The sequence below is a fragment of the Flavicella sp. IMCC45537 genome (assembly GCF_057197705.1).
Window position 1 is genome coordinate 31,128 of sequence record NZ_CM170067.1, and the last position, 16,127, is coordinate 47,254.

The 16,127-nt window shown below is 35.7% G+C and carries 12 protein-coding genes; 11 read left to right on the forward strand and 1 reads right to left on the reverse strand.

Annotation, left to right across the window (positions count from 1 at the left end; all coding sequences use genetic code 11):
• Window positions 1-522: 522 nt before the first annotated feature.
• Entirely contained in the window at window positions 523-2,040 is a 1,518-nt protein-coding gene (locus tag AC2DGP_RS00155; protein WP_484491014.1) for an SIR2 family protein, read from the forward strand.
• A 164-nt stretch (window positions 2,041-2,204) separates the two neighbouring features.
• Here the strand turns inward: AC2DGP_RS00155 and AC2DGP_RS00160 are convergent, their stop codons facing one another.
• Complete coding sequence (locus AC2DGP_RS00160; protein ID WP_484491015.1) at window positions 2,205-2,567, reverse strand: winged helix-turn-helix transcriptional regulator; 363 nt, start codon at window positions 2,565-2,567, stop codon at window positions 2,205-2,207.
• A 98-nt stretch (window positions 2,568-2,665) separates the two neighbouring features.
• On the opposite strand from AC2DGP_RS00160, the gene AC2DGP_RS00165 reads away from it, so the two are divergent.
• The 10 genes from AC2DGP_RS00165 (at window position 2,666) to AC2DGP_RS00210 (ending at window position 16,111) form a co-directional block, all read left to right on the forward strand.
• A complete protein-coding gene (locus AC2DGP_RS00165) occupies window positions 2,666-3,463 on the forward strand; it encodes an SDR family NAD(P)-dependent oxidoreductase (protein ID WP_484491016.1) in 798 nt (265 codons plus the stop codon).
• Between the two features lie 80 nt (window positions 3,464-3,543).
• Window positions 3,544-4,416: a 2OG-Fe(II) oxygenase gene (locus tag AC2DGP_RS00170; protein WP_484491017.1), complete on the forward strand. Its 873-nt coding sequence runs from the start codon at window positions 3,544-3,546 to the stop codon at window positions 4,414-4,416.
• A 348-nt stretch (window positions 4,417-4,764) separates the two neighbouring features.
• Window positions 4,765-5,811: a DUF1852 domain-containing protein gene (locus AC2DGP_RS00175; protein ID WP_484491018.1), complete on the forward strand. Its 1,047-nt coding sequence runs from the start codon at window positions 4,765-4,767 to the stop codon at window positions 5,809-5,811.
• A 27-nt stretch (window positions 5,812-5,838) separates the two neighbouring features.
• Complete coding sequence (locus AC2DGP_RS00180; RefSeq protein WP_484491019.1) at window positions 5,839-6,867, forward strand: methionine synthase; 1,029 nt, start codon at window positions 5,839-5,841, stop codon at window positions 6,865-6,867.
• Window positions 6,868-6,973: 106 nt separating this feature from the next.
• Window positions 6,974-7,810 carry a sulfite exporter TauE/SafE family protein gene (locus AC2DGP_RS00185; RefSeq protein WP_484491020.1) on the forward strand — a complete coding sequence of 279 codons (837 nt, stop codon included), beginning with the start codon at window positions 6,974-6,976 and terminating at the stop codon, window positions 7,808-7,810.
• Between the two features lie 706 nt (window positions 7,811-8,516).
• Window positions 8,517-10,916, forward strand: a complete 2,400-nt coding sequence (locus AC2DGP_RS00190) for an arylsulfatase (RefSeq protein WP_484491021.1) — start codon at window positions 8,517-8,519, stop codon at window positions 10,914-10,916.
• Window positions 10,917-10,933: 17 nt separating this feature from the next.
• Window positions 10,934-11,935: a transporter gene (locus AC2DGP_RS00195; protein WP_484491022.1), complete on the forward strand. Its 1,002-nt coding sequence runs from the start codon at window positions 10,934-10,936 to the stop codon at window positions 11,933-11,935.
• Between the two features lie 6 nt (window positions 11,936-11,941).
• Window positions 11,942-13,525 (forward strand): arylsulfatase, encoded by a 1,584-nt coding sequence (locus AC2DGP_RS00200; protein ID WP_484491023.1) that lies wholly within the window; start codon window positions 11,942-11,944, stop codon window positions 13,523-13,525.
• 1,401 nt (window positions 13,526-14,926) lie between these two features.
• Complete coding sequence (locus AC2DGP_RS00205) at window positions 14,927-15,697, forward strand: cyclase family protein (protein ID WP_484491024.1); 771 nt, start codon at window positions 14,927-14,929, stop codon at window positions 15,695-15,697.
• Between the two features lie 48 nt (window positions 15,698-15,745).
• The gene (locus AC2DGP_RS00210; protein WP_484491025.1) at window positions 15,746-16,111 is read left to right on the forward strand and encodes a VF530 family protein; all 366 of its coding nucleotides are present in this window, start codon (window positions 15,746-15,748) and stop codon (window positions 16,109-16,111) included.
• Window positions 16,112-16,127: the final 16 nt, after the last annotated feature.

A 16,127-nucleotide genomic window follows, 5' to 3' on the forward strand; every position in this document is an offset into this window, starting at 1 on the left:
AGAAGTAGCTTTACAATCGTTCTCGATACCATCCAAGAAAAATGAATGACTAGAACTAACATAGCTTCATAACTATTTACAATAGTTGAAAGTAATTAAGTTCTAGCAACAATCTTTCTTAACTGACCTCCAGAGATTTTCTGTAGAAATTACAACCGCAAGAATCATTTTTTGAGCAACTGCTGTTTGAGGACGCAGGACGAGTTCAGTGGGTCTTGATTCGAGGATTAGGAATTTTAAGAAAATAACTGAAGTCTTGACTTTTTGATTCGTTTTGTGTCAAGACAAAATGAATAAAACCCTGTCATTATAAACGTAATTAGAAATCAAACAAAAACTCTAAAAAAGCATATCCTCAATTGTTAGTAACTTTTCTAAAACTAATGATGCTTTTGTCTTTTATTAATTAGCTATGGCCTACTTTTAAAGAAAATTGAAAAACAACAACTTACTGGTTTGAAGCAAGCCTTTTTAACGAAAAGGTATTGTTATTCGGGAGTTATGCCCAATTAAAAATAAACTATGCTAATAGACGAAATACTATCAAAATTTGATTTTTCAGGACCAAGAGGCTTTTACTCTTTTGAGACGTTCATTTTGAATTTATTAAGTTATCATGTTGAAGAACAGGGCAAAAAATTTGAGACTATAAGTCAAAGAGCTGGTTTTGGCGATGCTCTAGCCCCATCAGGTTTTGATTCGTTTGAAGGAAGAACTTTAATTGAAATCAAAAATGATCTAAATAGGTTTCCATCAAGAATTCTCCATGAAAGAATTCTAAGAGCTCCGTTAGGCTTGAAGAATTCTAAAAAAATTGATAATCTAATTCTTATAACTGCTAGGCAAACGCATCCAAGAACTATTGAAAAAATTAAGGCATTTCAATCTGACCCTGATATAGATTTTAAAATCTTCTTTTTTGGTCCTGATGAGCTGAATAAAATCGTAAGCAAACATCGAAAAAAGGCAAATCAAATATCAAATAATTTATTCTCGCTTAGATTAGAATCAACAATAAGTAAAGAATCTAAAGACTGGAAAAAAGAAAGGGAAACTCAATTGGAAAAATTGAAATTAGAATACTCCCAAGGACAATTTAGTCTATTTTTAGGAGCTGGTGTTTCTAGTAGTGCAGGAATGCCTGATTGGAACAAATTGCTAAATTCTCTTTTTGTAAATTTTCTAGCAAAAGAATTTAATTCTGACACTAATATATCTGAAAATGATATTTCTGAAATTGTAGATAGATTAAATGCCATTGACGAGCCTACTTCACTGATGGCAGCTAGATACATCCGAAAAGGATTTTCAAAAGATGTAACCGAGTCTAAAGAATTCCATAAAGCAATCACAAAAAGCTTGTATAAATTAAGAGATTCTAAATATCCCTTGGAGTCTCCTTTAATAAAAGCTATAGGTTCGCTTTGCACACCTAAAATGACTGGATCTAAAGTGAAATCAGTAATAACTTACAATTTTGATGATTTAATAGAGCGAGAATTAAACAGACGGTCAATAGATTTTCACAGTATTTATAGCGAACAAGGGACTTTTAGTAATGATGAACTTCCTGTTTATCACGTACATGGATTTTTACCTGAAGAATCTAAAAATTATGATGGTTTAGACCAAAGCACATTAGTCTTTTCAGAGGAGGGATATCATCAGATCTATCTAGAATCTTATCACTGGTCAAACCTTGTTCAGCTTAATAACCTTAAGAACAACGTTTGTATTATGATTGGATTATCAATGTCAGACCCAAACCTTAGAAGATTATTGGAGATATCTTCTAGAAACACTGAAAGAACACAACATTTTGCTTTTATAAAAAGGATTTCAGACCATAATTTCTGCTACAAAAAAAGCGCTAAAATAAATCGAGATGTAAAGGCTATAAAGAATACTAAAGGTGCTCAAAAATTTCTTCAAACTCATCATTCACTTAATGAGGAAATAATGAAAGAACTCGGAGTTTCAATCATTTGGTATGAAGAACATGACGAATTACCAGGTCTTCTATCAAAAATTAAAGGATAAAAAAGGGCATAACAACGTGTATAGTGCATACCCTTCGGGATACGCACCATACACAAACCGTTCATATCTAAACCCCCTGAAAAATAAGCATAGCACAAAATGCTATCAATACTTAGATGTGCAGAAAGCGAAATATTTTTCGTGAAAACCTGATAGAAATAACCTTATAATAAGGGTTGCGTTTTTTCCGCTACAGTAGCACCCCATTTGGCAATAGATTGTATCAGCGGAATTAAAGTTTTTCCAAAATCTGTTAAAGAGTATTCTACTTTCAAAGGCGGTTTAGAGGTATACACCTTTCTTAGAATCAAACCGTCTTCTTCCAAAGCTTTCAGCTGCAAACTCAAAGTCCTTTCGGTAACTGTAGGCATGCGTTTTCTCAGTTCGTTATATCGTAAGGTATCCGCTAACAAATGGTATAAAATAACTGTTTTCCATTTTCCACCAATAATGCCCATGGTTAAACTTGCACAACAAGGGTATGTGTTTCCTCTAAAGCTATACTTATTTTCTGTTACTGTTTTCATAAAATTGCTACTATCCTTTTTGACCGTTATTGCAAATATACAATACTATACTTAATTTTGTTACTATAATTTTTATAGTTAATAAAAAATTGAGTAAAATGAAAACCATATTAATTACAGGTAGCACAGATGGAGTAGGTAAGTTAACCGCTTTAAAACTTGCAAGCAGCGGGCATCAACTCATTCTACATGGTAGAAACCCAGAGAAATTAAAAAACACCCTGGCAGCAATCAAAGCAGAAACAAATAATACCAACATCTATAGTATTGTAGCAGAATTATCAGATACAGAAAGCATTGATAACATGATTGCAGAGCTTAACAAAACAGTAACTTGTATTGATGTATTGATAAACAATGCAGGTGTTTTTATAAGTCCAAACCCAAAAAATAAAATGAATATTGACATGAGATTTGCGGTAAATTTTATAGCTCCCTATGTGCTCAGTAATGGATTATTGCCATTGCTTAAAAAGAGCAGTGCGCCAAGAATTATCAATCTAAGTTCTGCCGCGCAAGCAACGGTAGCGATAGAGGCATTAAAAGGAAATACACAAATTTCTAGCAACGAGGCTTATGCACAAAGTAAGTTGGCATTAACCATGTGGAGTTTTGATTTTGCAAACAAACATCCAGAGCTCACAAGCATTGCTGTAAATCCAGGGTCTTTATTAAATACAAACATGGTAAAAGAGGCTTATGGGCAATACTGGTCTTCTGCCACCAAAGGAGCGGATATTTTATATGAACTTGCCATATCAGAAAAGCATCAAACCGCAACAGGAAAATATTTTGACAATGATAAAGGTACTTTTGCCAATGCACATAGAGATGCCTACGACGAAAATAAAATTTCGCAATTGATTTTAGAAACAAACAAAATTTTAAAAAGATGAAACATAATAATAATGCACTCGTACAGGCACGTGAGTTAAGTTTACCTTCTCGCGAAGCCTCTTTAAAACGTGAACCTTCTGTGGCTGTTTTTTGGAACAGCAATAGAGAACTGCTTGAAAATGCATGGGCAGAATGGGAAATCGAAAACAAAGACAATTTATTAATTCCAGACGAAAGCTTATTAGATCCTCGTTTGAGAAAAGCTGTAAAAGAAGCCTGGGAACATCCAGAGAAAGAAAATGCCGTGGCAGATTTATGGGAAGAGATTATTCCAGGGGTTTATACCGCTCAGTTTTTTGATGTAGAGCGCTTGGCAGAATTTCGTGGGTATTTAGAGGCGGTGGCAAATGCACAAATTCCAAAACGTGCTCCTTACGGAATCCAGCTAAACCGTTATGGAATCATGCTAGATCCTCGCTCAGAAGGACATCTTGCAGCTCCTAATTTTCAGGCTTTTTATAACGATCTCATGGATCGTTTTATGAGACCCATTGCTCGTTTGCTAATAGGTACGTATGGCTATGATACCCAAACGTTTGGTTTTTCTATTCAGTACAACCCAGATAAGGATAAAGATTTACATGCGCATACAGATGCTTCTGCTGCCACCTTAAATATCAATATAAATTTACCTGACGAAGGGTTTACCGGTTCTGAAGTAGATTTTCATGACAGAGCTACAGGCAAAGTGGTACAGGCAGTGTTTGAATCCGGTAAAGCCATCATTCACAGTGGGGCAGTGCCACATGCAACACATCCCATTACCAGCGGCCAGCGTAGTAATTTAGTGGTTTGGCTTTATGGAGATCGCATGCAAATTCCAAGAGGAAATGCAAGTAGCTATGGTGCCGCGCCTACCGCCAGTACCAGTCCAGAGGTACGACAGAATGTTTCTGCAAAGGAGCGTTGGCAAATTCCAACGGAACCTAAGGATAGCATCGCACCGTTTTAAATAGTGATACGGACACAGCTACTAGTTAAATACAGTTTTCAAATAGCAGCGCAACATCTAACTTTTTGTGGGTGGTGGCGCTGCTATTTTTTTTGATTTTTTTTGAGGGGATCCCCTAAACTTGACGCTTTGCTAACTTTTAACTGGTTTCTATACCACCTCAAACCTCAATTCTTGCTGTTTTCTAAAGATAAATTTTCTGTTTCACAGGTTTTTAAATTCTCAAACAGAGGAATTAACTTTTTGAATGAGTTTAATAGTTAAATTTTCTGATTATTGGTGTTTTTAAAATTAATAACACTTTTATTCTAAAATTTGTAAGGTAAATAAACTACAAATCACCGCCATATGAAAACGATACAAATAGAAGCATCAAAAAGTAAGGAACAACACAGTATTGAAAATAGAGAAACCCCTCGTAAGAATGACTTTAACTTCACGCTTACGTCTATTGATTTTAATGAAAATTACATTCCTTCCAATAGTACCCGTACCACTACCAACTTTGCTAATTTGGCAAGAGGAGCGAGTCGTCAAGAAAATTTACGCAATACCATTGCTATGATTAACAATCGTTTCAATGCCTTGGCAAATTGGGATAATCCTAATAATGATCGTTATTCGGTTGAGTTAGAAATTATTTCTGTGGATTTAAATATAAAAAACAATGATGCTTCGTTTCCGCTAATTGAAATTTTAAAAACCCATATTGTAGATCATAAAACGGGCATTAAAACAGAAGGGATTGTTGGGAATAATTTTTCTTCTTATGTACGTGATTATGATTTTAGTGTTGCACTTTTAGAGCATAATAAAGAGAATGAACATTTTAGCATCCCAGAAAATTTTGGAGAACTGCACGGTAATTTATTTAAGTATTTTGTGCAGTCAGCAGCCTATAAAAATTATTTTTCAAAATCGCCTGTAATCTGCTTGAGTGTGTCAGATAATAAAATTTACCAGCGCACCGGAAACCAACATCCTATTTTAGGGTTTGAGTACCAAGCAAACACCTCATCTTTAACAGAACAATATTTTAAGAAAATGGGCTTACAGGTACGCTATTTTATGCCTTATAACAGCGTGGCTCCTTTTGCATTTTATTTCTTTGGCGATTTGTTAGCGGATTATACCAATATAGAGTTGATCAGTACCATTAGTACCATGGAAACTTTCCAAAAAATTTACAGACCAGAAATTTACAATGCCAACGCAATAGCAGGTCAGTGTTACAAACCGAGTCTAAAAAATCAAGATCATTCTTTAACAAAAATAGTTTACAACAGAGAAGAGCGTACGCAGTTGGGGATAGATCAAGGGAAATATGCCGAAAAACATTTTATGAAGCCGTTTAAAAATTTATTAGAACAATGGTCGGCTAGCGTTACGCTTTAAGCAACAAACATCAAAAATATTTGAATTATGAAAATAGTATTACCAACATCAACCGTTGGAAGTTTGCCAAAACCAGAATGGCTTGCTCCGCCAGAAAAACTTTGGTCACCTTGGAAATTAGAAGGGAATCAGTTACACGAAGGAAAACAAGATGCGCTGCGCATTGCCTTGCAAGAACAACAATTGGCGGGAGTTGATATCATTAGTGATGGCGAACAAACACGCCAACATTTTGTAACAACGTTTATAGAGAATTTAAGTGGTGTAGATTTTAAAAATCGTAAAACGGTAAAAATCCGTGATCGTTACGAGGCAAGTGTGCCAATGGTAGTAGGGCCGGTAGCTCGTAAAAAAGCAGTTTTTGTAGAGGATGCTAAGTTTTTACGCAAACAAACAAATAAACCTATAAAATGGGCATTGCCTGGTCCAATGACTATGGTAGATACCTTGTATGATAACCATTATAAAAGTCGCGAAAAATTGGCTTGGGAATTTGCCAAAGCGCTCAATGAAGAGGCTAGAGAATTGCAAGAGGCTGGGGTAGATATCATTCAGTTTGATGAGCCTGCTTTTAATGTTTTTTTTGATGAGGTAAACGATTGGGGAATGGCAACCTTAGAAAGAGCTATAGAAGGTCTAAATTGTGAAACGGCATTGCATATTTGTTATGGATATGGAATTAAAGCCAACAACGATTGGAAAAAAACCTTAGGTTCTGAATGGCGTCAATACGAAGAGATTTTCCCGAAAATTCAAAAATCTAAGATTGATGCGGTCTCATTAGAATGCCATAACTCAAGGGTACCTTTTGAGTTGATGGAATTGTTACGTGGTAAAAAGGTAATGGTAGGGGCAATTGATGTTGCGTCTAATGTGATTGAAACTCCAGAAGAGGTGGCAAATACGCTACGCAAAGCCTTAGAATTTGTAGCTCCAGAAAATCTTTATCCATGTACCAACTGCGGCATGGCTCCATTAACAAGAGAGGTGGCAAGAGGCAAGTTAAGTGCCTTGAGTGCCGGAGCAGCAATCATACGCAAAGAACTTTCAAACTAATTATTAGAAACAATCAATTTAGAGTTTTCTTTTCGGGCACTTTGTAAAATTCTTACTTTCGTCAAAGAGAACCTCATATAAAAAACAATAAAAATTTAATTTACTTATGGATATATTTATTCTTTACTATCTCGTTGCGGGTGCTTTTGCAGGGTTACTGGCTGGTTTGTTTGGAATTGGTGGCGGTATGATTATTGTACCCGCTTTAATTTACATTTTCACGGCCCAAGGCATTCCTGATGCAGCATTAACACACATTGGTATTGGTACTTCTTTAGCAACCATAATCGTTACTTCTATCAGTTCACTAAGAGCTCATAACAGCAGAGGTGCTGTAAACTGGAGTGTATGGAAGCGTATGGCACCAGGCTTGGTAATAGGTTCTTTGATGGGGGCTGGGGTTGCCTCCGTAATTCATGGGAATTCGTTGCAAGCAATCATTGGAGTAGGAGCCTTTTTGGTAGGATTGAAAATGATATTTATGAAAAATAAAGGCCTTGAGGAAAATGACTTTAGCAAATTGCCATCACCCATAGGGCAAACAGGTTTAGGGGCATTTATTGGGGTGGTTTCTGCCATTTTCGGAATTGGTGGTGGTACTTTAACCGTGCCAATCTTGAGCAACTTTGGTCTCAAAATTCAAAATGCAGTAGGTACTTCAGCAGCTTGTGGTTTACCGATTGCAAGTGCAGGGGCAATAGGCTTTTTTGTATTCGGACAGTTTTTAGATGACAGCGTAAAAGAATCTTTACCGAATGGAGTATTAGGCTTTGTGCATATGTATGCATTTGTATGTGTCAGTATAGCAAGTTTTTTTACGGCGCGTATCGGAGCAAAACTGGCTCATAAATTACCGGCAGCAACACTCAAAAAATCATTCGCAGTTTTATTGCTGATCGTAGGAGTGAGATTGATATTGGATGCGGAGGTTTTTTCTATATAACAAGCTAGCGAGTGCCATAACCTACCCCTAATAGACAATTCAAAAACAGTTGGTGTTTTTCAAACCGTGCGCTCATGTGGAACCTAGATCCTTTTTTAATAGATGTTATTAACTGCTCTTGCGTTGATAGTGTCCGGATTTCAACAATAGACACAGAAGAATCAGACACCGAATTAAATTCAAATAGGATACCATACAAGTGTCTAGATGTAAAATAGAGTTTTAAATAATTACAGTGACATTCTATCTGTAAATCGTAGGACTTTTTATTTATTCAAATACTGCATGCAGTTTATTTTAGGAGTGCTTTATAAAACAAGGCGTTGCTATAAAATAAATTGTATGCAGTCTTGTTTTTTAGAAATGTTAAACTTAAAATAAGAATCGCAAAAGAGCTTATAATTCATAATTGTTTATCTTTAGTTATATAAAACCGAATCGCTATTTTTCTTTTCATTGGAGTAAAGGCTTGTAATTAAAACAAGGCGTTGCTATAAAATAAATTGTATGCAGTCTTGTTTTTTAGAAATGTTAAACTTAAAATAAGAATCGCAAAAGAGCTTATAATTCATAATTGTTTATCTTTAGTTATATAAAACCGAATCGCTATTTTTCTTTTCATTGGAGTAAAGGCTTGTAATAATCTTATAAGCTATGGAAAGAATTCAAGGTAGAAGTGGTTTGTAAAACCTAACAAAAAATCATTATGAAAAGTAACACCAATGCGGTAATTGTTCTATTACTTTCTTTTTTATGTATCGCATGCAATCAACAAAAGGAAACAGAGATTTTAGAGAGTACCTCAAAGCAAGACGGTAGTGTTTTGCCATTTCCTAGAATAGCTTCAGAAAGTCAGACAGAAAAGACCTTAGCAGAAAGTAAATTAGCTCCTTGGCCAAATGCTAATCATTTACCTAAAGATGCCCCTAATATTTTAATTGTGTTAATTGATGATGTAGGCTTTGGTATTTCTGAAACTTTTGGAGGAGAAGTGCATACTCCAAATTTAACTAAGTTGGCAAAGCAAGGGATCATGTACAATCAGTTTCATACCACTTCTATTTGTTCTCCTACTAGAGCTTCTTTATTAACAGGGAGAAATCATACCAGAGTTAGCTCAGGAACAATAGCCGAGCGTGCCATAAATTTTGATGGTTATACGGGAATTATTCCAAAAACATCTGCTACCATTGCTGAAGTTTTAAAAGATTATGGCTACAATACGGCTGCTTTTGGGAAATGGCATAATTCACCTGCCAACCAAACTACGGCAATGGGACCAAAAGATTTTTGGCCTAATGGTTATGGCTTTGAATATTTTTATGGATTCTTAGCAGGAGAAACTTCACAATACGAACCACGATTATTTGAAAATTACAATGCCGTTGAGCCACCGCATAAATTTGCCAACGGAAAACCATATCACCTTACTGAAGACATGGCAGATAAAGGTTTAAAGTGGATCAAAGAGCACAAAGCATTTGCTCCAGATAAACCGTTTTTTATGTATTGGGCTCCAGGAGCAGTGCACGGGCCGCATCATGTTTTTAAAGAGTGGTCTGAAAAATACAAGGGTAAGTTTGATACCGGATGGGATGCCTATAGAGAACGTGTTTTTAAACGTCAAAAAAAAATGGGGATTATTCCTGAAAATACAATATTAACCCCACGAGATAGTACCATGGTTGCTTGGGAAAATATTCCAGAAAAGGAGAGAGCTTTTCAGCTAAGGTTGATGGAGATTTTTGCAGGTTTTGTAGAGCATACAGATGCACAAGTAGGGAAATTAATTGATGGCATGGATGCTATGGGATATAAAGAAAATACCATAGTGCTTTATATTTTTGGAGATAACGGTTCTAGTGCCGAAGGGCAAGGGGGAAGTATTAGTGAATTATTGGCTCAAAATCAAATTCCGAATACCATCGAGCAGCAAATTAAGGTTTTGGATAAAATTGGTGGATTGAATGCATTGGGGACCAATAAAGTAGAAAATATGTACCATGCCGGATGGGCCTGGGCAGGTAGTACTCCTTTTAAAAGTACCAAATTAATTGCAGCACATTTTGGAGGAACAAGAAATCCAATGGTAATTTCATGGCCTAAAAGTATCAAACATGATGGTGAAATGAGATCACAGTTTTTACATGTCAATGACATTGCACCGACCATTTATGATGTTTTAAATATTCCGCATCCAAAACTTGTCAATGGCTATGCTCAAGACCCTATTGACGGAAAAAGTTTTGCAGCTACGTTTACAAACCCCAAAGCTGAAAATTTAAAACATACCCAATTTTTTGATAATAACGGAAGTCGAGGTGTCTACCATAATGGATGGTTTGCTTCAACATTTGGACCTTTATATCCTTGGATTTCTGCTCAGAAGGGATTGGATCAGTGGGATTCAGAAAAAGATAAATGGCAATTATATGATTTGAGAAATGATTTTTCACAGGCGACAGATGTAGCGGCTAAATACCCTGAGAAATTAGCAGAGATGAAAAAGATATTTTTAGAAGAAGCTAAAGAAAATAAAGATTTCCCTATTGGTGCGGGTATATGGTTGCGTTTGCATCCTAAGGATGTTATTACCTCTCCTTACAAGGAATGGACCTTTGATCAAGATATTACAAGAATGCCAGAATTTGCTGCGCCAGGCCTCGGTAAAAAGAGTAATTCCGTAAAGGTTGATCTTACAATTGATGCCAATGCGAATGGAGTTTTATATGCACTTGGAGGCGCTGGTGGTGGATTGACATGTTATATGAAAAATGGAAAATTAGTGTATGAATACAATATGATGATTATCCATCAGTTTAAAGCAGAAAGTGCTCATAAAATTCCTGCAGGGAAACATACCTTTGAGATCATCACAAAAATTAAAGATAATAAACCAGGAGCACCAGCAGACATTACTTTGATTGTGGACGGTAAAACTGTTGGATCAGTACATACATTGGGTACTGTTCCCGTTGCATTTTCAGCGAGTGAAACGTTAGATGTGGGAATAGATTTGGGCTCACCAGTTTCTTTCGCATACTTTGAGAAAGCACCATTTAAATTCAATGGTAATATACAGGAATTGAAAATAAAATTATTGTAAACCAGAATCCATATAAAATGACAACAAATTTCGGGTTTGTTGTAATAGAGATCATGAAAAAAATAGTATTAATTCTACTTTTATTGATAGGGTTGCATGTGGTTCAAGCTCAGGGAGATGGAGCTCGGATGTTGCTATGGGGGCCAACTGGAGTTACAGGAGTGATTCCAAAATGGATGCATCTAAATCAAAATATAACTCCTGCAAATATTTTAGCAAAAGATGCCGATTTGCAAATTAACGCGTTTCCAATTACGGCAATTCACAATTTTAATTTAAAAGGACATTTTGCACAGGTAATGGTAAATGCGGTACCAGGTAATGTCAATGGATCTTTGGTTATCCCTGATACAGGAACGGCTATTCCTACAAATATTAGCGTAAGTTCAGGTGGTTTTTCAGACGGCTTTATTGGGTTTAAATTCGGTTTGATAAATCAACCAGCGTTAAAGATACAGGAATATGCAACGTATAAACATAAAACCTTTTCAATGACAAGTTATACGCGTATTTGGTATTCTGGTTCTTATGATAAAAATGAGGATTTGAATATGGGAAGTAACCGATGGACTTTTGAATTAGGGCTACCGATGAATATTTATCTAAGTAAAAATAATCCAAAGAGAAGTACTTGGCTAGAAGTGTACCCTGCAATTCATTTGTATACTGCAAATACAGATCCCACAGTGATTACAAGAGCTGATAAAACGGAGCAACTACCTTTGTTTAGCTTAGAAAATCATTTAAGTCATAATTTTACAAATAAACTTTGGGTAAGTATAGATGTACGTTATCAATATGGTGGTGCCTTAAAAGCAGATGGGGTAGAGCAAGATAATCAGATAAATGCCTTGGGCGCAGGTGCAACTGTAGGGTATCAAATCATCCCACCCTTAGCAATGCATTTGTCTTATGGGGAAGTGTTTAATAATGCTTCAAATGTTGAGGCAAATATGTTTAAAGTTACGTTACAGTTTAGTTATGTAAAAATTAAAAAAGGACTAGCAAATAATAAATAGAAAACTATGAAAAAAAATATAGGTACATCTCTTTTAGTGATCCTGCTTTTGATAGGAAATTCCTATGAGGTTTTGGCTCAAAAATTTGACAGATCAGTTAGAACATCAGATAATTTTGAGCCTACAATTCCCAACCCAAAACAAGAGAATTCTGTTTCTAAAAAACTAGCTAAGCTAGAAAAGAAAATGGGTAAAAAACCAAATATTGTTTGGTTAATTGTTGATGATATGGGGTACGGAGATCCTGGTTGTTATGGTGGTGGAGCAGCAATTGGTGCTGCAACTCCAAATATGGATAAATTTGCAGCACAAGGTTTAAAGTTAACCTCGGCTTACTCACAGCAAACCTGTACTTCTACTAGGTCTGCTATCCGTACCGGGCGATTACCTGTACGAACGGGATTGATACGCCCAATTTTGGCAGGGGATGTCTTAACGCAGAACCCATGGGAAACAGAGGTGAGTATTGCAACTTTGCTAAGTGATGCTGGCTATTATACCCTGTTAACAGGTAAATGGCATATCGGGGAGTCTGTAGGAATGCGACCACACGATGTGGGTTATGATGAGTTTTTAGGGTACTATCCAGCTCAAAAAGAAGTTTCTCAAGGGGTGGATCCAAGACGTTATCCAGATTTAGTATTGAATGCAGAAAGAATGACTGATTTTGAAGGGATAAAGCCTGATGATCATTTGCAACATGGCTGGAAAGGTGGTAAAACAGTAAAAGTGAGTCAAGTGAAAACAATTGAAGATATGGGGCGAGCAGATCAAGTTTTGACTGATTTTACAATATCTAAAATAAAAGAATTAGCAAAAGGAGAGCAGCCTTTTTTTATTGATCATAACTTTATGAAAGTGCATGCTGATAATCATGACAATCCAGATTACCCAGGGTTAAGCGCAGCCAAATATCAATATAAAAATGCTGTGGCAGAAGTAGATATGCATATAGGGAATATTGTGAAAGCATTAGAAGAAGCTGGAGTTTTAGAAAATACATTTATTTTTATCACCTCAGACAACGGTCCTCAAATGGATAGTTGGCCTGATGGTGGCTATACGCCTTTTAGAGGTGCTAAAGGAACTACTTTTGAAGGCGGTGTTCGTATTCCAGGCATTGCGTATTGGAAGGGAGTGATAAGTCCAGGTCGTCAAAGTGATCAAATATTTGACTTGATGGATTTGTTTGGTGTTAATTTAAGGTTGGCGGGTGTTTCAACGGATAAATTACCCAACAAAAACTATTATGATTTTATAGATCAATCTACTTTTTTGTTTCTTGATGATGGATTGACAAATAGAGAAGCGGTTTACTTTTGGTGGGGAAAAGAATTGATGGCTATTAGGATGAAAGAATACAAACAACATATTAAAGTTATTATTCCGCAGTCTACTCATATGTGGATAGATTACGCCACGATTCAAGATGTTGGCTTAGCTCCTTGGTTGTTTAATTTATATATTGATCCGAAAGAACAAATGCCTGTAGGGCATAGACGTAGTGCCTGGCTGGCAACGCTAGGTGCAAAATTAAAGGAACACGCGGGAACTTTTAAAAAGTACCCACCAAAAAATATTGGACTGTAAGCGGAAGGATTGGTTGAATATAAAACAAATCTACAGGAGTGAATTTATGAATGGACTGAGAAAATTAGTATCGAGAAGCAGCATCACAATCGTTCTCGATACCACCCAATAAAAATAGATTATTGGAACAGATAAAGCTTGATAAATATATTCAATAGTTGAAAGTACTAAGGTTTTTGAAACACATTTTCCTAACTGACCTCCAGAGATTTTCTGTAGAAATTTCAACCGCAAAAATCATTTTTTGAGCAACTGTTGTTTGAGGACGTAGGACGAGTTCAGTGGGTCATGATTCGAGGATTAGGAGTTTTAAGAAAATGGCTGAAGTCTTGACTTTTTGATTCGTTTTGTGTCAAGATAAAATGAATATAAACCCTGTCACTTCGAGTGAGGTTTTGAATGAAATGAGGAAATTAGTATCGAGAAGCAGCACCACAATCGTTCTCGATACCATTTAATAAAAATATATTATTGGAAATAACATAGCCTAGTAACTACTTACAATAATTAAAAGTAATAAGTTTCTAGCAACAATCTTTCCTAACTGACCTCCAGAGATTTTCTGTAGCAATTGCAACCGCAAAAATCATTTTTTGAGCAACTGTTGTTTGAGGACGTAGGACGAGTTCAGTGGGTCATGATTCGAGGATTAGGAATTTTAAGAAAATGGCTGAAGTCTTGACCTTTTGATTCGTTTTGTGTCAAGACAAAATGAATGACTAGAATTAATATAGCTTCATAAATACTTCCAATAATTGAAAGTAATTAAGTTCTAGCAACAATCTTTCCTAACTGACCTCCAGAGATTTTCTTTAGAAATTTCAACCGCAAGAATCATTTTTTGAGCAACTGTTGTTTGAGGACGTAGGACGAGTTCAGTGGGTCATGATTCGAGGATTAGGAATTTTAAGAAAATAGCTGAAGTCTTGACCTTTTGATTCGTTTTGTGTCAAGACAAAATGAATGACTAGAATTAATATAGCTTCATAAATACTTCCAATAATTGAAAGTAATTAAGTTCTAGCAACAATCTTTCCTAACTGACCTCCAGAGATTTTCTTTAGAAATTTCAACCGCAAGAATCATTTTTTGAGCAACTGTTGTTTGAGGACGTAGGACGAGTTCAGTGGGTCATCATTCGAGGATTAGGAATTTTAAGAAAATAGCTGAAGTCTTGACTTTTTGATTCGTTTTGTGTCAAGACAAAATGAATATAGGAGTTATGCCTTTAGGAATGAAATAATGAAATTAGTAGCGAGAAGTAGTATCAGGATCGTTCTTAATATGATCCAATAAAAATGGATAACTCCTGTTATCGAATTATATTTTTTGAAAAAAAAGTTATTGTCAAATTTGATATTCAAAAAAGATAGATATTTACAAAAAATAACAAATTGTAAAATGAAAATAATAGATCTATCAAAACCCATCCAATACAATAAATCCGATCCTTGGTTTATGAAAGTAAAAATAAAACACAAGGCTCATAAAAAAGCAGGTGCATTATTACGTTTCTTAGGTTTACCTAAAAAACTATTCCCTAAAAATTTTATCGGTTGGGCCGATGATACCATTCAAAAAATGGGTGTACATGCTACAACACATATTGACGCTCCTTGGCATTATGCTCCGATGGTAAATGGAAAGCGAGCTAAAACAATAGATGAAATTCCTTTGGATTGGTGTTATGGAGAAGGATTGGTTATTGATATGAAACACAAAGAAGATTTTGATGCGATTACCGTGGAAGATATCAAAGGGTTTTTAGAAAAAGAAAAACTAATCCTAAAAGAAGGAATGATAGTTTTGATCAAAACAGGAAGAGATATGTACAACGGTACCAAAGATTTTCCAGACAAAGGTACTGGAATGAGTGCTGAGGCAACGGAATGGTTGATAGACCAAGGAATCAAAGTTATGGGAATAGATTCTTGGGGTTGGGATTTACCATTAAAATATTTGATTAAAAAAGCAAAAGAAACAGGGAACTCAGAATTGTTTTGGGAAGCACATTTAGTAGGACAACGCAAAGAGTATTGCCATATGGAACAGTTGGTAAACTTAGATGCACTTCCTTATTCGGGTTTTAAAGTTGCTGTGTTTCCTTTGAAAATTGTAGGAGCCTCCGCCGCACCTGCAAGGGTGGTAGCATTATTCGATGAAACGCTTTGATAAAGCAGTGATTGGAAAAGAATTGTAATTGTTAAAACAGCATATTTTATGACAACTGATACACCAGAAGAAAAGAACAAACCAATGACTGAAGCTGTGTCTAAGGAGGTATTTAAAACTGTTACGAATGAAGAACTGAATGCAGCAGATCCTTCTAGAAAAAACAGAAAACAAGCAACGCCAGAGCAATTAAATAATCCGTTTCATGGTGTAAAATTGAAACAGGTTTTGGAGAGATTGGTAGCTTATTATGGTTGGGAGTATTTAGGGGATAGAGTAAATATTCGTTGTTTTAAATACAATCCAAACATGAAATCAAGTCTTGGTTTTTTAAGGAAAACCAGATGGGCAAGGGAGTTTGTTGAAGATGTTTATATAGAGATGCTAGAAGATATTGAAAAAAAAGAAAACTAAAGAAAGAACCCGGAGA